The 19,273-nt window shown below is 54.4% G+C and carries 18 protein-coding genes and 1 other annotated feature; of the genes, 16 read left to right on the top strand and 2 right to left on the bottom strand.

Translation table 11 applies throughout. The features are described 5' to 3' along the window. Positions 1 to 19 precede the first annotated feature (19 nt). The 9 genes from CDO73_RS03530 (at position 20) to CDO73_RS03490 (ending at position 8,015) form a co-directional block, all read left to right on the top strand. Positions 20 to 391, top strand: a complete 372-nt coding sequence (locus tag CDO73_RS03530) for a hypothetical protein (RefSeq protein WP_143536058.1) — start codon at positions 20 to 22, stop codon at positions 389 to 391. A gap of 36 nt (positions 392 to 427) precedes the next feature. Continuing rightward, positions 428 to 799, top strand: a complete 372-nt coding sequence (locus CDO73_RS03525; protein ID WP_088487101.1) for a hypothetical protein — start codon at positions 428 to 430, stop codon at positions 797 to 799. 231 nt (positions 800 to 1,030) lie between these two features. After that, complete coding sequence (locus CDO73_RS03520) at positions 1,031 to 3,253, top strand: TerD family protein (RefSeq protein ID WP_088487100.1); 2,223 nt, start codon at positions 1,031 to 1,033, stop codon at positions 3,251 to 3,253. A 98-nt stretch (positions 3,254 to 3,351) separates the two neighbouring features. Further along, on the top strand, positions 3,352 to 3,867 hold the full coding sequence (locus CDO73_RS03515) for a DinB family protein (RefSeq protein ID WP_088487099.1): 516 nt from the start codon (positions 3,352 to 3,354) through the stop codon (positions 3,865 to 3,867). A gap of 267 nt (positions 3,868 to 4,134) precedes the next feature. Further along, positions 4,135 to 4,548 (top strand): DUF3592 domain-containing protein, encoded by a 414-nt coding sequence (locus CDO73_RS03510; protein WP_088487098.1) that lies wholly within the window; start codon positions 4,135 to 4,137, stop codon positions 4,546 to 4,548. Positions 4,549 to 4,652: 104 nt separating this feature from the next. Continuing rightward, positions 4,653 to 5,507: a Cof-type HAD-IIB family hydrolase gene (locus CDO73_RS03505; RefSeq protein WP_088487237.1), complete on the top strand. Its 855-nt coding sequence runs from the start codon at positions 4,653 to 4,655 to the stop codon at positions 5,505 to 5,507. Positions 5,508 to 5,628: 121 nt separating this feature from the next. Then, positions 5,629 to 6,495, top strand: a complete 867-nt coding sequence (locus tag CDO73_RS03500; RefSeq protein ID WP_088487097.1) for an aldo/keto reductase — start codon at positions 5,629 to 5,631, stop codon at positions 6,493 to 6,495. A 3-nt stretch (positions 6,496 to 6,498) separates the two neighbouring features. Further along, complete coding sequence (locus CDO73_RS03495; protein WP_088487096.1) at positions 6,499 to 7,170, top strand: pyridoxine/pyridoxamine 5'-phosphate oxidase; 672 nt, start codon at positions 6,499 to 6,501, stop codon at positions 7,168 to 7,170. Between the two features lie 200 nt (positions 7,171 to 7,370). Then, positions 7,371 to 8,015: an HAD-IA family hydrolase gene (locus tag CDO73_RS03490; RefSeq protein ID WP_088487095.1), complete on the top strand. Its 645-nt coding sequence runs from the start codon at positions 7,371 to 7,373 to the stop codon at positions 8,013 to 8,015. Positions 8,016 to 8,131: 116 nt separating this feature from the next. On the opposite strand, the gene CDO73_RS03485 is transcribed toward CDO73_RS03490, so the two are convergent. Beyond that, the gene (locus tag CDO73_RS03485) at positions 8,132 to 9,037 is read right to left on the bottom strand and encodes an AraC family transcriptional regulator (protein WP_088487094.1); all 906 of its coding nucleotides are present in this window, start codon (positions 9,035 to 9,037) and stop codon (positions 8,132 to 8,134) included. A gap of 179 nt (positions 9,038 to 9,216) precedes the next feature. On the opposite strand from CDO73_RS03485, the gene CDO73_RS03480 reads away from it, so the two are divergent. The 4 genes from CDO73_RS03480 (at position 9,217) to CDO73_RS03465 (ending at position 14,196) form a co-directional block, all read left to right on the top strand. Then, a complete protein-coding gene (locus CDO73_RS03480; protein WP_088487093.1) occupies positions 9,217 to 9,951 on the top strand; it encodes an SDR family oxidoreductase in 735 nt (244 codons plus the stop codon). A gap of 393 nt (positions 9,952 to 10,344) precedes the next feature. Then, positions 10,345 to 12,408: a methyl-accepting chemotaxis protein gene (locus CDO73_RS03475; RefSeq protein WP_088487092.1), complete on the top strand. Its 2,064-nt coding sequence runs from the start codon at positions 10,345 to 10,347 to the stop codon at positions 12,406 to 12,408. A gap of 194 nt (positions 12,409 to 12,602) precedes the next feature. Further along, entirely contained in the window at positions 12,603 to 13,502 is a 900-nt protein-coding gene (locus tag CDO73_RS03470; RefSeq protein ID WP_088487091.1) for a 3-hydroxyacyl-CoA dehydrogenase, read from the top strand. Positions 13,503 to 13,710: 208 nt separating this feature from the next. Then, positions 13,711 to 14,196 carry a hypothetical protein gene (locus CDO73_RS03465; protein ID WP_088487090.1) on the top strand — a complete coding sequence of 162 codons (486 nt, stop codon included), beginning with the start codon at positions 13,711 to 13,713 and terminating at the stop codon, positions 14,194 to 14,196. 194 nt (positions 14,197 to 14,390) lie between these two features. Here CDO73_RS03465 and CDO73_RS03460 read toward each other — a convergent pair whose 3' ends face one another. Further along, on the bottom strand, positions 14,391 to 15,608 hold the full coding sequence (locus CDO73_RS03460; RefSeq protein WP_088487089.1) for an outer membrane protein assembly factor BamB family protein: 1,218 nt from the start codon (positions 15,606 to 15,608) through the stop codon (positions 14,391 to 14,393). A gap of 158 nt (positions 15,609 to 15,766) precedes the next feature. Continuing rightward, positions 15,767 to 16,027: a binding site (T-box leader), on the top strand. An 86-nt stretch (positions 16,028 to 16,113) separates the two neighbouring features. On the opposite strand from CDO73_RS03460, the gene trpS reads away from it, so the two are divergent. The 3 genes from trpS (at position 16,114) to CDO73_RS03445 (ending at position 19,222) form a co-directional block, all read left to right on the top strand. Further along, positions 16,114 to 17,127: a tryptophan--tRNA ligase gene (gene trpS / locus CDO73_RS03455; RefSeq protein ID WP_088487236.1), complete on the top strand. Its 1,014-nt coding sequence runs from the start codon at positions 16,114 to 16,116 to the stop codon at positions 17,125 to 17,127. A gap of 140 nt (positions 17,128 to 17,267) precedes the next feature. Beyond that, positions 17,268 to 17,819: an RNA polymerase sigma factor gene (locus CDO73_RS03450; RefSeq protein WP_088487088.1), complete on the top strand. Its 552-nt coding sequence runs from the start codon at positions 17,268 to 17,270 to the stop codon at positions 17,817 to 17,819. After that, the gene (locus tag CDO73_RS03445) at positions 17,816 to 19,222 is read left to right on the top strand and encodes a DUF4179 domain-containing protein (protein ID WP_088487087.1); all 1,407 of its coding nucleotides are present in this window, start codon (positions 17,816 to 17,818) and stop codon (positions 19,220 to 19,222) included. Before CDO73_RS03450 ends, CDO73_RS03445 begins: the two co-directional genes overlap by 4 nt. Positions 19,223 to 19,273: the final 51 nt, after the last annotated feature.

Raw genomic sequence — 19,273 nt, 5'->3', positions numbered from 1 at the left:
CAAACCGCAGGCTATCGAAATGCTTCCTTCTACTTGGGGAACCGGAAACCGGGGGCGCAAGCCCGACGGGCCGGTTAAATTCAGCGTTTCGGCTCTCCTGCGGTTTTTTCTGTTCAACCGTTTTGCTGTCGAATACATAAGAAACAACGATATCCAGTGCGCGGGTTCGTACGAATCGCTGATCGTCGAGATTCGCGTGCCGCACGAAAACGGATTCCGGCATTACGCGATCGGGCACGAACCGTCGCGGACCGACTGGACCGAACAGGAACAAGCAGAGAATGAACGGTTCGATGCGGAAGAAGCCGCGACGCTGTTCTTTGCTTTCTTGGATACCCGCGATGTCCCGCTTTCCTTCGCCAAACGGGATATGAGCGATATGTTCGCGTGAGGCGTAACGAGCAGTCCGGAAAAGGAGCTGTATCAGATGCAAATGAAAACTTCGCTGTTGTTGTCCGCAATGCTCATGGCCGTAGCGGCGGGACAAGTATTCGGACGCTGGGGAGACGACCGTTATCAGGTGCTGGTGATCGTCTTCGGCATTACCGGAATCGCTGCGGCCGTCGTTCTCTTCATGCTGATCATGGACTTGATCCGCAAAGATTTCCGCACCGCGCGCGGCACGGTCGCGAGCCGTCATCGGAATCAGGTCTGGGTCAAGCTCGATAACGGCAAACACCAGAGCTGCGTCATCTCCGCAGATCAGAAGCCGGAACACTTCGCCGCCGGAGAACCGGTCGAATTGATGTTGGGCCGCCGCAGCAAAATGGTACACCGAATCAAAACGTTGACTTCGTGATTTACGGCTTTGCGCGCAAGCTTCCTTCAGGAGGCTTGTTTTTTTGATCTTAAACCGCGTTTCGCCATACTTTCGCCATGTTGGAACTTCGCGAGATCCGGTAAGCTAAAGTCATCGCAAAGCCGCAGGCTATCGGAACGCTTCCTTCTATCCTCCAAAATGATCCCAGCATTCCGGCTCTCCTGCGGCTTTTCTTATTCGCGAATATTCGATTTGCAGGGAGGCGTCATGATGAACGGAATCCGTACCGATGCGCGTCAGGCGCGTCAAACCCTTAACCGAATCTTTCTGCGGCGCTCGCAGAAGCTGGTTCTGCCGGTGACGGATACGCCGGCGTCCGAACCCGGGCTGTTGGCGGCGCTGCACAAAAATATCGAACGGCTCGGCTATTCGTTCTCGCCCGAGCTGTTGGAAGCGGCCTCGGTGATGAACCGGGAATCGCTGACCGAACTGCATGATCTGATCGTCTCTACGCTGCGACGGATGGCCGGCGATCACGTGAAGTACGCGCCGATGTATCCGAACTTCCCCGAGCAGGTGATGGAAGCCAGTGACGCGGAGCTGTATCTGCGCGCGGTACTGCATTACGCGCTCGGCATTCTGCCGGAGACGCCGAAAGAAACAAGACCCGAATTGAAAGTACGCAAGAAAACCAAACCGATCGAACCGGGAACCGAAGAAGAATTCGTGCGCATGATCCGCAATCTGATCGGCTCTGGCGGTTCGTTGTCCGACGAAGACAAGGCGGACGTATCCGACTCGCTCCGTTCGGGCATCGAACTCGATCGGCTGCTGCCCGATTCGATCCCGTTCAAAGAAAACGCGGCTTACGTCGCTTCGATCCTGTTGGAAGAAGGACTGGCCGACGTTTACCGGCTGTCTGCCTATTTCTCGACCGCTACGGACGTTCTTCGTCTGGCGGCGGGATTGTCCGGTCTCGATACCAGCTTGTCATGGGCCAAGAAAACGGCCAAACTCAGCCGCCCGGCCGCCAATCCTTATAATCTCATGCAGGGTATGCAGCACGAGATCGAACCGGAGACGGGCAAGCCGGTCCCGCTCTACCGCTTCCGCAAGTTCAAACGCGCGGAACGCCGTCTGCTCTTGGGTCTGCTGGAGAAAAGCGGAGCTTCGCTCGAAGACATGCTGCTCTACCGCGAGCTGTGGAAACGGCTCGGCGAGATCCTGCATCCGGGCGAGATGCGCGGCCGTTATCCCGCCTGCTTCGAAGCTTTCTCGCGGCTGCGGCGCGAGAAGTCGATCCCGACCTTCCGGCGCAAGGCCGAAGAAGGGCTGCGCCTCCGCGATCCCGAGGTGATCGCCCTGCTGGCGAAACGCCCCGGCGAGCTGGCGCGCCGGCTGGACTTCCTGCTGCGCACGCAGCCGCAGCAAACCGAAGAGATCTTGGCGGCGTTCGAACGCGCCTTGGATCAACCGGCCGCTGCGCTGCTGCTTCAGCTGCTGGCCCACTTCAAGCATCGCGCAGAGCCGCGGAAATATCGCGTGTTCTTCCCGAAGGGGAGTATCGGCAAGGTGGTCGCCGTCTATAACAATCTGCCGCGGCTCGATCCGGCCGCGCCGGAGCGGCTTGTCCGCTCCATCGAGCGGGAGCTGGTCGCCCGCTTCGCGCAGCGGGAACCGCTCGGCCGGGTCTATATCGACCCGCGCCTGGCGGATATTCCGGTGCCGTTCTCGGGCCGCTCGGCCAGCGCGGCGCTGCGGCCGCTGCCACGCGGCAGCCGGGTCGCCGTTCCGGAAGGCGACATTCTGCGCTTGTTCTGTTGGTGGACCAATTTGCGAAGCGGCGCGGCGCATGACAGACGCGTGGATATCGACCTTTCGCTCGTGCTGTTGGACGACAACTGGGGCCATGTCGAGACGTTGGCTTTCTATAACTTGCGAGAAGACTTCGGCGCGCACAGCGGAGATATCACGAACGCGCCGAAAGGCGCTTCGGAATTCATAGACTTGAATATCCCGGCGGTACTTCAAAAAACCAAAGCGCGTTACGCGATGGTGCAGATCGCCTGCTTCACCGGCCAACCGTTCTCGGCGCTTCCGGAATGTTTCGCCGGATTCATGATTCGTTATGACGGGCGTTCCGGGGAAGCGTACGATCCGCGTACCGTCGAATCCCGCTTCGATCTGACGGTCGATGCCCAGCAAGCCGTACCGTTCGCCGTCGATCTTCGGGAACGTCGATTGATCTGGATGGATGCCGTCGTGAAGAATCGCGGATTCTGGATCACGGCGCACCATAACATGACCGGACTGGAACTGCTCGGACGCGCGTTCTCCGATGTGCGCAAGACCAGTCTTGCCGAACTCTATGCCCTGCATGCCGAAGCACGGGGCACGCGGACTTACCGGGAAGAAGAAGCGGATACCGTTTTCGGCATGGAAGAAGGCGTCACGCCGTATCAAACGGACGTCATTCTCGGAGAATACTTATGATCGGATCGAACGCCTTTTGATTGAATACGCCGCGTCGGGGTGAACAGTTCGTAGAGGAAGAATCATCCGAGAACTGGAACCCCGAGGAGGCGGCGACGATGGCAAACCAAGATCTTTCGCATCGGATACTGACGGCACTCTGGAAAAGTTGTCTGGATCAAGAAGAATGGTTCCCCCCGCTCGAACACGCGCTCAAAGACGTTACGGCGGAGCAGGCGGCATGGAAACCGTCGGAAGGACCGGCGAATTCCATTCACCAGACGGTGCGGCATCTGATTTTCTACAAAAAAAGGCTGTTGATGGAAGCGCGCGGAGAAAAAGAGTCCGACGATTACCCCGAAGTCGAAAACAATACGGCCACCTTCGGGATCGACGATCTTTCCGAAGCGGGATGGGAGGCTTCCCGAACAGAGCTGTATCGGCTGCACCGGGAACTCGGCGCTCTGCTGGAAAGCTCGGACGAAGAGGCGCTTCTTCGTCCGTCGGAAAAAGGCGGCGATACGCTGAGCGAGGATTTTCGGATGCTTGCGATGCACGATGCTTATCATATCGGACAGATCGTGCAGCTCGCCAAGATGCAGCAAGCTTGGCCGGCTGTGCGCCGATTCGACTGAACTTCGAAGCGCTTGCCCTCGGATCGGCTGCCGAACGCCGATCTTCAAACGCTCTTGTCCGGCCGTGTACGGGCGCGGAACGAAGCAGGCAATCCGCAGTCCTGAATTTCGCGAAACCGGCCGAGAACGCCTAAGGAGGCGTTCTCGGCCGGCTTTTCTTGTTCTTTTACGGATAGGAGGATCAAGCTGCGGGAAAAAAGGTTCGTGGTTGGAAGGTCGGTGACGGCGGGTAAATAAGCGAAAACGAATGTCGAAGGAGAGAAACGAATGAACACAGCGGGAAGCGAATGGATCTTCTGGGCGCTCGGCGCGGCTTTTATCATGTTCGGGATCTACTCCCGCGTGCGCCTGCGCAGACTTTCGCAAAGCGAATACACGGTGCACGGCACGATCGTCGATTACGAAGAATTATCGGACATGGGGGTAGAACGAGGCAGCACGGGCATCAAATATTATCCCGTCGTCCGGTTCGAGACGCCGACAGGCCGAGTACAGGAAGTGTCGCGTATCGGGACTTCCGCGCGCGGCGAAGAGGTCGGAGCGAACGTGCAGGTTCATTACGACCCGGAAGATCCGGCGCGGTTCGAACTGTTAAGCGGCAAGGAAACGCTGAAGCGGCAGAGTATCCCGATCGCGCTCGGCGTCGCTTTTTTGGCGGTCGGCACGGCTTTGCTGCTGTGAACGATCAAGCTTGACGTGGAACGCGTTTCAGCCTGTACGGTAGAAATACGGAGTCGAGCAAGCTATCGAACGATCCGATTTCATCACCGGAAGGTTGTATGCGCATGAATGCTTTTTCCAAGATCGTTTTTATCGATATCGACGGGACGCTCGTCGGCGACGACGGGAAGGTGCCGGAATCGGCGGTTCGCGCCTGCCGGGAAGCCCGAAGCAACGGGCATCTGCTCTATCTTTGCACCGGAAGGTCCAAACCGGAGATCTACGACTTTATCTGGGAGATCGGATTCGACGGACTGATCGGAGCGGGCGGAGGCTATGTCGAATCGGGAAGCGACGTTCTGTACCATAAGCAGGTGTCGCCGGAACACGTGCGGGATATGGTCGACTTTTTCGAAGCGAACGGGATCGACTTCTACTTGGAGTCCAACGCCGGGCTCTATGCCAGCCGCAATCTGCGCGATCGTTTGATCCTTTTGATCCACGGAGATATCCATAACGATCCGCGGGCCAAGCAGCAGTTCGAGATCGCGCCGCACCCGTTCTTGGATACGCTGACTTATCACGAGACGGATTTGTACAAGAGCGACGTCAACAAAGTGTGTTTTCTGGAAAGCCGGGTTCCGTTCGAGCGCATTCGGGAAGAGTTCGGCGGGAAATTCGAGGTGCTGCAGTGCACGGTGCCGATCTTCGGCAAAGACAGCGGCGAGCTGACCGTACCGGGCGTGCATAAAGCGGTCGCGATCGCCGACGTATTGGCTCATCTGGGCCGGGACGTCCGCGACACCGTAGCGATCGGAGACGGACTCAACGATCTGGAGATGCTCCGCTACTGCGCGGTCGGCATCGCGATGGGCAATGCCCGCGAAGAACTGAAAGCGGTCGCCGATCACGTGACCGGCACGCTCGAAGAAGACGGACTGTATACGAGCTTTGTCAGGTACGGTCTGATCTCGGGTTAAGACGCTCCGGCAAAAGGAATGCGGGACCGAACCGTAGGCCTTTCATCCGAAGTCCGATTGTCGTCAGCTTGCCGAGGGTAATGAGAAAAGGACAGCTTTCATTACGAGAGGAGCATGCATGATGACGAATACCAACGTTACGGCCGCCGATTCCGGTACTTTCACGATCGGAGGCGACATGACGGTCAACCGGCTCGGTTACGGCACGATGCAATTGACCGGACCCGGAGTCTGGGGCGATCCGAAAGATCCCGAAGAAGCGGTGCGCGTTCTTCGGCGTTCGGTCGAACTGGGCGTGAACTTTATCGATACGGCGGATTCTTACGGTCCGGTCGTGGCCGAGCCGCTGATCCGCAAAGCGCTTCATCCGTATTCGGACGATCTCGTGATCGCGACCAAAGCGGGCTTGACCCGTTCGGGTCCCAACGATTGGCGTCCGGTCGGACGACCCGAATATCTGCGGCAGCAGGCGGAGATGAGTCTCCGATTCTTGGGCGTCGAACGGATCGATCTGTTCCAACTGCACCGGATCGACCCGAAAGTGCCGCTGGCCGAACAGCTCGGCGAACTGGAGCTGCTGCGCAAAGAAGGCAAGATCCGGCATATCGGTCTGAGCGAAGTCAGCGTCGAGGAGCTTCGCGAAGCGCGCGAGATCACGGATATCGTCTCGGTGCAGAATCTCTATAACCTCTCCAACCGCAAAGCGGAAGACGTGCTGGAAGAAGCGGAATCCGGCGGCATCGCGTTTATTCCGTGGTTCCCGCTGGCGACCGGCCAATTGGCCAAAGAAGGCGGTCCGCTCGACGAAATCGCCAAGAAACTGAACGCCAAACCCGCTCAAGTCGCGCTGGCTTGGCTGCTGCGCCGTTCGCCGGTCATGCTTCCGATTCCGGGCACGTCGACGCTGTCTCATCTGGAGGAAAACGTCGCCGCGGCCGGATTGACCTTGAGCGACGAAGACTACGAAACGCTCAGCAATCTGGTGTAGCGGATGAGCGAAGCGAAGAAAGATAACCGCAACCCGCTGTTCAAAGGGCTGAAATCGCTGGAAGGACCGTTCGGAAGTTTCGACACGTTGAAGCTTCCGGAGAAACCGGGCGAGCTGTTCCTCGACTGGTTCGCCGAAGCGCTGCGCGAAGAGATTACGGAGCCGCATGCGGTCACGCTCTCCACCGTAGACGAAGAAGGGCGACCGGATTCCCGGACGCTGATCCTTAAGGACGTTCAGGGCGAAACGTTCTTTTTCGCTTCCGGCACGGAGAGCCGCAAAGGCCTTCAGCTTCGGCATCATCGGGGCGCGGCGATGAATCTCTATTGGCCGGCGCTCGGACGGCAGATCCGGCTGCGCGGAACGGTCGCCGATACGGGAGCGGACGAAGGCGCCGAAGATTTCCGCAGACGTTCGCTCGAAGCCCGAGCGGTCGCCCTTACCGGCAAGCAGAGTCGGCCGCTCGGCAGCGAAGAAGAACTGGAGACGGAATTGGCCGAATGCCGGGAGAAATTGAAAGAAGATCCGAATCTGGCTTCGCCTTCTTGGAGACTCTACGCGCTCGAGATCGACGAAGCGGAGTTCTGGCAGGCCGATCCGGGACGCAAACACGCTCGCGTCCAATATCGACGCGGCGGCGAAGGAGAATGGGAACACGGTTTATTGTGGCCTTGAATAAGAGCGTTGACGCAAACGAACGAATAGGCCATCCGAGCTTTCGGAGCGTCTATTCGTTCGTTTTTTGTTTAAATTCCGTTTAAATTTTGCAAAATGATAAGAAATCTTTATTTTTCGACGACGAAATCCGTTATAATAATCATATATCATGAAAACGCTTAAAAAGCAGGACCCCATTTCTGAAGGAGGTATGGACTATGATTCGGCACGTGATCTTCGATTTCGACGGAACGATTGTCAATTCCCGCCCGCTTATCGTCGAGCTGTACAACGGCTTGGCTGCCAAGCACGGATACCGGGCGATCAGCGACGACGAGACAGAACCGTTTGCCGGTCAGTCCGTACGCGAACGCTCGAAGACGTTGGGGATTCCGCTGTATCGGCTGCCTTTTCTCGGCATTCAGTTATTCTCGCAATATCGCCGCAAGATCAAGACGCTCGAACTCAAAGACGGCGTAGGCGATCTGATCCGGGACTTGAACGAACAAGGTTATCAGTTAAGCATCATCTCGTCCAACTTGGAGAGCAATATCCGTTCGTTCCTCCGCCATCACGAGATTCATCAATTCATCCAAGTCCGTTCTTGTTTCAGCTTATTCGGCAAACATCGCGCGATTCATTCGTTCCTGCGGGACAATAAGCTTAAGCCGAACGAAGCGCTCTATATCGGCGACGAACTGCGCGACATTCAAGCCGGTCAGCGTTCGGGCATCAAGATGATCGCGGCGGGTTGGGGATACGATTCGTCCGAACTGATGAAGCGTTTTTCGCCCGATTTCACGGCTCTTTACCCGAGAGAAGTATCGGCCGCGATCGAAGGATTCAATGCCGGGATGGCTTAAACGAAGCAGGAATCGGAACCTCGAATCGATCGAATATACGCAAAAAGCCGCAGGCGGAAGCTTGCGGCTTTTCGGATTCCGTTTTTCGCGAGAGGATTTCGAGACGGTTTGACGCATTAACGCGACTTTTCCGCTAATCGGCGCTCCGTTTCTTTTTTCGGCGGCAGCCCGAACATTCGGGCATACTCTCGGCTGAATTGCGAAGGACTTTCGTAGCCGACCCGAAAAGCCGCTTCCGCGGCGGCCAATCCCGAGAAAAACATCAGCTGGCGCGCGGTCTGCAATCTGATCGTTTTCTGGTACTGAATCGGACTCATGCCGGTCAGCGCTTTAAAATGTTTGTGCAGCGAAGCGGGACTTAAATGAGCTTCTTCGGCCAACTCGCTTACGGGAAGCGAACGGTCGTATTCGCGTTTGATGCGGTCCGCGATTCTCGCGATGCGATGAGGCAAGCTGGACGGCAGCGCGAAGCGCGCGATCCAAGCCCCTTGTTCGCTCCGAAGCGCATGATATAAGATTTCGCGGGTCGCAAGCGGAGCCAGAAAGCGAACATCTTCGGGCCGCTGCGATAAACGAACCAAGCGCAGCGCCGCATCCAGAATTTCGGGCGTCGTCGGATTCGCGAACATCGCGGAAAGGGGATCGGCGTCCGAGATCGGCGGCGATTCTCCGAGCGCTTCGCGGATCTCTTCGACGGAAAATTCCAACTGCAAGCTGAGATAAGGCCGTTCCGCGCTCGCTTCGTCGATCTCCGCGGTTACCGGCAGATGAATCGGATTGATCAGATAATGGAGCGGCCCGAAGCGAACCTGTTCTCCTTTTAACGTGATCGTTTTGGAACCTTGAACGATGAGATACAACGAAGCATGAGCGAAAGACGGCTCCGGCTTGATCGGTCTGGATACGCGGCGAAAACAAAGCGACGGCACGCCTGAAGGAAATACGCCGTCTGAGGGAGTCCGAAGCGCGATCAGCGACGCAAGTTCCGCAAGCTGTTCCGTATTGCCGGAATTCGTAAGCATGGAAACCCCTTCTTTTCAGAATGACTTGACTTGGCTCCCTTACTATAATCGCTCCGAAGAGGAATAGGCAAGAATCGTTTTCGAATCGGATACCGTTCCTGTTCGATTCGGGGCTATGCTGGAAACGGGTCGCGACAGACCGCGGCCGAATACAGCCAACGGAAAGCAGGGAACTTCGAATGAGCATCGAACGCAAAGTAGTGATCGTAACGGGAGCCAGCAGCGGGATCGGCGAAGCGACGGCGCTTCTGCTGGCGGCGCAAGGAGCCAAACTGGTGCTCGGCGCGAGAAGGCCGGAAGCGCTCGAAGATCTGGTATCGCGAATTGCCGAAGCGGGCGGCGAAGCCGTATCCGTCAGTACGGACGTAAGCCGCCGCGAAGAAGTCTCCGCTTTGGTGGATCTGGCGATGCAGCGTTACGGCAAGTTGGACGTCTATGTCGGCAATGCCGGCGTCATGCCGATCTCCCGTCTCGAAGAACTTCGCGTAGACGAATGGGAAGCGATGATCGACGTGAATCTCAAAGGTTTTCTGTACGGCATCGCCGAAGCGCTTCCGATTTTTCGGCGGCAGGGCTTCGGGCATTTCGTGAACGTCGCTTCGACCTCCGGGCACAAAGTCGTTCCTAAACAGGCCGTGTACGCGGGCACCAAATTCGCCGTTCGCGCCATTTCGGAAGGACTGCGGCAGGAGGCCGGCGATAAGCTGCGGGTCACCGTGATCTCTCCGGGCATGACGCGCACGAATTTTTCCGATACGATATCGGATGACGGGACGAAAGCGGAGCTGGAAGAATTGCGGGACCGGATCGCGATGCCGCCGGAAGCCGTGGCGAAGGCGATCGCGTTCGCGATCGATCAGCCCGACGAGGTCGACGTGGGCGAGATCGTGATTCGGCCTACGGCTCAAGCCTAAGCGAATCGATCGACGGAAATGTGCCGGGCGATCAACCGCAGCCCGCGCTTATCAAAGAATATGCGTCGTTTGCAGCGTACGCGGTCAAGAAAATATTCGATGAATAATCAGTAAGAAAAAAGGCGAAGGATCGAACTTCGTCTTTTTTTGCGTATTCGTTCGCAAGCCGAGATCCAAGCCTTCACTACCGAACTCGCCAGACCGAATAAATAAGATAAGCCGGTTAATCCGGAAAAGACTGCGACTTGAGGAGACGGAATTTTTAAAAAATCCCGAAAAAATTAATGGTAACATATTAAATGTTATGTAAACTTGAAGCGAAGAGAACCGTAGCATAAGGATGAACAGTCCTTGGCTTTGACATCGAAACCTACTCTACAAGGAGGAAATCCTATGAAGTTTAACCTTTCCGGAATCCGCTTGAGACTGTTATTATCGTCCAGTTTGGCCATCGTTCTGGCTTTCGGAATCTTGAGCGCTTACATCTCCTATACGCTCAACGCCAGATCCTACGAGGATTATTACTCCAATTCCAACGAGCAATTGGACATTATCGCGCAGACGATCGACCTCTATTACAAAGAACTCGACAATAATTTATCGACGCTTGCCGTTAATCCGCAGGTGATGAGCGCCAAGAATATGAAAAATTACGAGAATACCACCGTCGATACCGCGATGACGCCGCTTCAGAACGGCGGAAGCGAACGCGACATTTTCCGAGTCTTCCAACAATATGCGGATAATCATCCGGGTACGCAGTACGTCTATATGGGGCTGCCCGACGGCGGTTATGTCCAATGGCCGGAATCCAAGATTACCGCCGGTTACAATCCGAGCAAAAGACCTTGGTACGAAAAAGCGATGAAAACGCCGGGAGACATCATCCGCACCGACCCTTACGAATACGACTCCCAACTGCTGATCAGCAGCGCGAAGACCGTCACCGATTCCTCGGGCAAAGTCATCGGCGCGATCGCGATGGACGTTCAACAGAACGTGATCAGCGATATCCTGAAGAACATGAAATTGGGCGATACCGGTTATGCGATGCTGATTCATTCCTCCGGCATGATCATCGCGGACGGGAAAAATCCGGCAAACAATTTCAAGATGATTCAAGACGTGAATATTCCGGGCTTGGAAAAAGTCATGGCGGCTTCGCCGAAGCCGTTCAGCGTGACGATCGACGGAGAAGTCTACGAGATCAATCCTCAGAAAGCCGGAGATACGGGCTGGGTCGTCGCATCCGCGATCACCAAAGCGGAACTCGGCTCCAAATCGTGGGATCTGATCCAAGGCGTGATCGTCTCCGCCGTGATCATCCTGCTGCTGACCATCGGATTCTTCAGCCTCTTGGCTTCGAGCATCACCAAACCGATCATCGCCGTAGCCCGCAAGATGAAAGACTTCTCCGCGCTCGACTTCACGACCGCGCAGGCATCGCCTTTAGACCGTTACAAGAACAAAAAAGACGAGACCGGCCAGATCGTGCGCGCGCTGGAAGAAATGAGAGAAAACGTGGCTAATTTCGTATCCAAAACGGCCGAAGTCTCCGAACAAGTCGCCGCTTCGTCCGAACAGTTATCCGCCACTTCCCAGCAGGTTCTGATCGCCTCCGAAGAGATTACGAAAGCGATCGACGAGATTGCCAGAGGCGCGACCGACCAAGCCCAGGATACGGAACATGTCGTGACGAGCATCGAACACGTCGGTCAAGGCATCGAAGAGGACTCGATTTTCCGTCAGGAATTGAACAACGCGACCCTCCGGATCGATCAAGAAAAAGAAGCCGGATTCGCCGTGTTGAAGACTTTGATCGACAAAAATCAGGAGAACAACGAAGCCTCGCACGCCGTGCAGCAGATCATTCTGAACAACAGCGCCAGCGCCGAGAAAATCGAAAGCGCCAGCAGCATGATTCAGAATATCGCGGATCAAACCAATCTGCTCGCGCTGAACGCGGCGATCGAAGCGGCCAGAGCCGGAGAAGCCGGACGCGGGTTTGGAGTCGTGGCAGACGAAATCCGCAAGCTGGCCGAACAATCCAATACCTTCACCAACGATATCAAAAGCGTGATCAACGAGCTGAAAGACCAATCGCAGGATGCGGTCGTTCTGATGCAGAAGATGAAAGTCGTCGTGGAAGAACAATCGGAGAGCGTCAACACGACCGAACATCACTTTAAATCCATTGCGGGCGCGATCGAGATCATCAAATCGATTATCGACAAGCTGAACGATTCGTCCCTCGCGATGACCGCCAACAAGAACAAGATCATGGACTTGAGCCAGAATCTGGCGGCAATCTCCGAAGAAAATGCCGCAGGCACCGAAGAAGCGGCTGCCGGAACGGCGGAACAGCTGCGCATGATCGAAGAAATCGCCACTTCCGGAGAAAGCTTGGCCGTCATCGCCGAAGAACTGCGCGGTCAGATCGACAAATTCAAAGTCTGATTTTCGGAAAAATCATTTTCGATAAAAAAAGAAAAGCGCTTCGTTTCTGCGACCTTAACAGGCTCCGGAAGCGAAGCGTTTTTTCGATTATTCTCGATTTAAGTTGCTTAAAATTAAATTAAGCGTTAAGATAAAAGAGTGATATGCAAACTTTTATATATATACTAACTTGAAATTGAAAGGGATGTTTGAGGATGAGCTTTACGAATATTCTGATTGCCGGCAGCGGAGTATTGGGCAGCCAAATCGCTTTTCAAACTGCCCTCCACGGGTTCGCGGTAACGGTATACGATATCAACGACGAAGCTTTGGAAAAAGCGAAAAGCCGAATCGAACAGCTTAAACCGCGTTATGCGGAAGATCTGGGCACGTCGGCGGAAGAGTTGGAAGCGGCTTGGGGGCGTCTGACGTTCCGAAGCGATCTGGCCGAGGCTGCGCAAAATGCCGACCTGGTCATCGAATCAGTACCGGAATCCGTTCCGGTCAAAAACGAGTTTTATCGCAAGCTGGCGCAGGTCGCTCCCGCGCATACCGTATTCGCCACCAATTCGTCCACGCTGCTGCCGAGTCAATTCGTCGAAGCGACAGGCCGTCCGGAGAAGTTCTTGGCTCTGCATTTCGCGAACGAAATTTGGAAGAACAATACCGGCGAAATCATGAGACACGAGCGGACGGATGATCAGGTGTTCGACGACGTGGTCGAATTCGCCAAACAGATCGGCATGGTCGCTCTTCCTTTGCAAAAAGAGCAGCCCGGCTATATCGTCAACTCGCTGCTCGTTCCGCTGCTCAGTTCGGCGCAGAAGCTGCTGGTCACCGGTATTGCGGACGTGGAAACGATCGACAAAACATGGATGGTCGGAACGGGCGCTCCGGTCGGACCGTTCGGCATGCTCGATATCGTCGGTCTCAATACGGCTTATCATGTCGCCAAGACGAGAGCCGATCAGACGGACGACGCGGATTATAAAGCCGTGGCGGATCTGCTGAAGACCGAATACATCGATAAAGGCAAGCTCGGAAAAGCGACGGGCGAGGGGTTCTACACGTATCCGAATCCGAGCTATCGGGAACCGGGATTTTTGAGAGGTTGATCGGCAGAAGTCTGTAAAATGAATTCCGAACGAAATAAATAAGGTTTCGAGAAAGGCCCAGAGCGATTGCTCTGGGCCTTTCGGGCAATTGAATCGAAATCCGCGAGGGTGGTTATATAAGTGTGCTTCGAAATTTCCAACTGATTTGATTCAAGCTCGATTTGAGTTTACATAATTATAATTATGGTAATTTGAAAGGAGTGATAACTTGAGATCTTATTATCCGGTAACATTCGAGATTGACGATCATCTGTATCGATGCGTATGGTACACGGAAGAACGTGACGGGTTTCTGAGCGAAGGGAATCGATTGAAGCTATTCGACTCTCGGGAAGACTTGGTCGCTTACGATAAACAGCAAGGTTTGAATATCGTAACGGAAGAATCTTCGACGATTTCCATCGATCGGCTGCGCGGACAATTCGATCAGCTCGATCACGGCGGAGCACTGGATTGTCATGAATTTTTGAATTTTTGGAATTGCGTAAGCGATGCCGCGCATACCTGCGCGAAAATCTTTTACGGAGATCAAGACCGGCTAACGCCGATTTATGATCGCGTTTTCTATGGTACGAACCCTCCTGCATTGAGGGGAGACGGAGAGTATTTCGTTCCTGCATGGACAAAAGCCGATAAAAAGCAGCTAAAAAAGGTGTTTGAAGAAGGGGTTCTGCTTTTAAAAACGGTCTTATGAGGGAACGAAAACACGCTTTAAAAACAGCGTATAATATAAATTATACGCTGTTTACTCTGAAATCGATTAGTTTTAGTCGAGACGCCCACTTTCCTGTCAAAAAAATATACATAAAAAGGATATTCCGCTTCGATCAAAGACTATTTAAATCTTTTATTTACATAATTATTATTATGTTTATCATGCTGAAAAATTCATTTCGAAATCGAAACGGCATGAATTTTTTCTTTGGCCTGAACAAACACTTTTCCTTTTTCGATCGTTAACCGGGAAAAGGCATAGACCGAATGGTCGGATGGCGTTCTGGCGGATGCGAGGGTCGTTCCCTTTTTGCGATCCGATACGACCGTCGTATTGTTATTCAACAGTACCGCGATCGTCGAGCCGGTTATGGAAAAATCGTTGATCATGTCGCTCGCTTGATAGATCGACTCCGGTTTGCTTTCGGAAGGAGCGTCCAGAGGGATACGTTGGATACGATCGGAATTTTCTCCGTACTGCACGATATAGAAATCATTGCCGAACATGATGATCTTCTGCGACGAAGAGCGATCCAGATATTCGACCGGAAGATAGTTGAAGCGTTTAACCGTTCTGCCGGTCTTCAGATCGATCTTGTCGATAATCGCTCCGTATCCGTTATCGATTCCGAGCGGAATATGATGCGCATACGCGTAATGATCCCGATAGCCGACAATCTCGTAATAATCCCCGTCGAACTCGCGAATCATCTTCCCGGTCTTGGCGTCGTAGGCCGTGAGAATGCCGCGCATATAAGCGCCTGATACGAAGGTGGAGACGATCATTCGATTCTGATAAACGCCGATCAATTTACCGCGCAGGTTCGGGAAATTGCGAATCGTTTTTCCGGAGGAAGCGTCAATCTGCGCAACCCCCGCGTCGTCGGAGATATAAATCACGTTACCTACCGCATGAAGCTCGTTTAACACATAATCTTCGGACGAAGATTGGATTTTGCGCGCCGGAGCCTTTATCGACCAGATGGCCTTGCCGTCGGCGGCATTTAATTTGACGATCTTTCCGCTTTTGGTGGCGGTATACAGCGAGCGGTTGATCAAGAGAACCGGAACGACCGAATCCTTCGGATAAGTCCACAACGTTTTGCCGGTCGAAGCGTCGGCGGCTGTCAATCCCGACCCTGATTGGTAATAGATTCGATTTTCTTTGATAACGGCTTGAATGTCTTCGGCCGTGCGGCTCCATGTCGGCGCGGCGATCTTCGAAGAAGACGAAGTCGCCGGAGCGGTTTGTCGAGCGATACCCGCGGGCGCGGCTTGAGCGGATACGTTTACCGCGCCGCTCGTTAGCGTACTGCCGATCAGCAGCAGAACGACTACGGGAACCACGAATCTGCGAAATCCGGAAGCCGACCGAGAACTCGAGATATTCATAGGGAATTCCTCCTAAAAAAGGCTTCGGTTTTTCTTCCTTATTTCTATAGACACGCGATTCTGTGCAAAGGTTTCGGGCCGCATCGAATAGTTCGGGCATGCTAAGGTTGATTTTTGATCATAAATGCCGTACACTGGCCTACAACAACCATCCATACTCATAAGCCAAGAACGGAAAGAGTAGCGGAAATCAGCGTCATCTCAGCGAGCCGGCGATCGGTGCAAGGTCCGGCATGACAAGGTTCCGCGAATGGGTCCGTTCGCTTCGGCCCGAACGTCGCGTAGGCGATCAGTAGGCGTCGACGGCATCCCTCCGTTATCCCGGGAACCCCGTTAGTCGTTTTGACGGGTCCAAGAGCGGCCTTGCGGCCGAATTTCGGGTGGTACCGCGGAGCGTATGCAGACACTTCGTCCCTTATTAGGGATGGAGTGTCTTTTTTTGCGTCGTTCGGCGGCGAGCGAAGAGAAATGCGTAAGGTTGAAAAAAAGAGAGGAAGAGAAAAACATGACACAAAAGAGTACGGAAAGCGCCAAGAAACGGATTTTGTCCGGCATCAAACCGAGCGGAGAATTGAATATCGGCGGCTATGCGGGAGCGCTGCGCCAATTCGTCGAGTATCAGCACGAATACGAAAGTTTCTTTTTCGTGCCGGATCTGCATGCGATCACCGTCGCGCAGGACCCCGCAGAACTGCACCGTCGTTCGCGCGAGATCGCGGCTTATTACGTAGCAGCCGGAATCGATCCGGAAAAATCGGTCATTTTCCTGCAATCCCAGGTCCCGGCGCACGCGGAATTGGGTTGGATCATGGAGACTCAGGCTTACTTCGGCGAACTGAGCCGCATGACGCAGTTCAAAGAAAAGTCCGACGGCAAAGAAGGCGTCAGTTCGGCGCTGTTCACGTATCCCGCGTTGATGGCGTCGGATATTCTGTTGTACCAAGCGACGCATGTTCCGGTAGGCGAAGATCAGACGCAGCATTTGGAACTGACGCGAGATCTGGCGCAGCGTTTCAATAATCGATTCGGCCGGACCTTTACCGTTCCGGAAGCGGTCGTTCAAGAGATCGGCTGCCGCTTAATGGGTCTGGACGATCCGCAGAAGAAGATGAGCAAAAGCAATCCGAACAAAGGCAGTTATATCCTGATGCTCGACGAGCCGGACGTGATTCGCAAAAAGCTGTCTCGCGCCGTCACCGATTCCGAAGGACAGGTCCGTTACGATTGGGAGAATAAGCCCGCCGTCAGCAATCTGATCGAGATCTATTCGGTATTCGGCGGTCAGACGACGGAAGAGATCGAACGAAGATTCGAAGGACAGGGCTACGGCGCGTTCAAAAAAGAGTTGGCGGAAGTGATCGTGGAGAAGCTCGCGCCGATTCAGCGGCGTTTCCATGAAATCGTCGATTCGGCCGAGCTGGACGAGATCTTGAATCGCGGCGCGCGGCGGGCTGCGGAAGAAGCGAATCTCACGCTGAACGCGGCCAAAAAGGCGATGGGATTCGTCACATTCGATTAAACGAGCGACAAACCGAGAATTAGTTTACGTAACTTTATTATGGTAAACTAAAAAAGATTTTATGTTCTTTTTTCGAAAAAGTCCGAACTCGATCCCGGCTCAAAGCGTATATCGGGCAGAAAAGAAGGAGGGGTACCGATATGAACGACGCATTGACCCGGGAGGAGGCGGAGCAATTGTTCAAGAATCATTCGAACGCCGTATTCGGCGTCCTGCTGGCTTTGACCAAGTCCAAAACGCTGGCGGACGATCTGACGCAGGAAACGTTTATACGGGCGTTCAGCAAATACGAGCAATATCGTCAGGACGGACCGATTCGCCCTTGGCTGGCTCGGATCGCCGTGAACTTGGCCCGCAGCCATTATCGCAAACTAAAGTGGCAGACATTATTCGGGCAGGTTCCCGAACGCGCTGCAGATGCTACGGCCGAAACGATGACGCTGCGCAGCGAACGGCAGCAGGAACTCTGGCAGGCCGTGTGCAAGCTTCCGCATAAGAACCGGGAAGTGATTCTGCTGCATTATTACGCGGAACTTCCGCTCAAAGAAGCGGCAGAGACGCTTTCGATCCCGCTCGGGACGTGCAAATCCCGATTAGCTGCGGGGCTCGAAAAGCTGCGAAGATTTCCGGAGCTTAACCCGGCAAACGAAGGCGGATACGGTCAGCTTCAAGCAAGGAGGGGTTCGAAATGACGAAATTGCATAAAACCGGCGGCGAGAAGCTTCCTCTCGCGGCTCTCGAACATCGGTTGGAACGCGAAGCGCCGGAAGCGATCGCGGAGCTTCGGACGTCGGTATCGTTCGATAACGTGTGGGAACAAGAAAACCGCATGAAACCGACGCCGATTCCGAAAAAAAGAGCGCGTCCGGCCGTATGGGTCAAAGCGGCGGCCGCGCTCGTGATTGCCGCCGGCGTTGCGGCAGGGGCGAACGGGTATCTGAATCGGGAGACGGCCGGTCCGGATCTGTCGGGCATCTCCACGACCGATCTCACTTATCAGCAGGGGGTCGGCGTCGCATGGACCCGAGGTTACGAACAGATCGAACAGCAGAAGCTAAGCACGCCGCTGAATTTGACGATCGAAGATCAAGGCGTGACTTTGACGCTGCTGGACGTTTTTTATGACGGGACGGAGGCACGAATCAATTACGTGGCCGAAAACAAAAAGTCGGATCCGGCCTTGAACGAAGCCAATGCTTCTTTCAATTACACCTTGACGGTCGACGGCGCGGGCGAAAACGATATGACCGAACCGTCGCGATCGAAGACGTTTCTGGACGATCATCGCTTTGCCGGCGTGATCCGTTTCGATTTCCAGCAAGACTACCATCCGTCGGAAACTACCGTTCGCTTGAACCTGACGCGTCTGGCGACCAAAGACGGAAGTTGGAAAGCGGACATTCCGCTCTCGACGAAAAAGGCGGAAGCAGTGACTCGAACGCTTTATCCCAATACGGAATTCGAACTGCAAGGCCGAAAATACAAGGTAGAGAAAGTGGTGGCCGGACCGATCACGACGTGGTTGACCGTAAACCCTGTCGAAAGTTCGGATCCAGCGCTTCAAGAAGAATTCGTTTTCCAACTTTACGACGACAAAGAGAATTGGCTCATGTCGAAGTGGGAGCCTACGAGACAATATGAGCCTTTTACAACGTCGAACCCGCAGCCAAAATATTTAACTCTTGTAGCTAACCGGGTTACGAAAATGATTCCCGAAAACCGTAAACAGGTCGACGCGGAATGGACAGGGAAAACGCCTGTCGTGCTGCAAGGTTACGGCGAAGACAAAATGACCGTTACCGGCATCGACTTTTTGAAAGATCGAACCGTCATGCGCTATGAAATCAATGACCCGAAGCTTCAGATGCTCACGCCTTCGTTGACGGACGCGAGCGGACAAGTTTATCTGTCGGCGACGCTCGGTTATCGGACTTCGGCAGACAAATGGACTTTCGAAATGGAGTTCGCGCCGATCAGTCCGGACAGCTTGCGACAAATCTCGGTTACGATGGAGGATCGAAGCAAGGAGGAAGCGCCGGAGACGACCGTAAAAATCCCGCTCGATTGGTCCAAAAGCGAAGTCGGTACGCAATAATCAAAAAGACGAAAGCGAGACGACTACGGATCGCAAAAAAGAGCCGTTCCC

The sequence above is a fragment of the Saccharibacillus sp. O23 genome, from assembly GCF_002205895.1.
In the GTDB taxonomy this organism is placed as follows: Bacteria; Bacillota; Bacilli; order Paenibacillales; family Paenibacillaceae; genus Saccharibacillus.
This window is presented reverse-complemented; position numbering and strand designations above follow the sequence as displayed.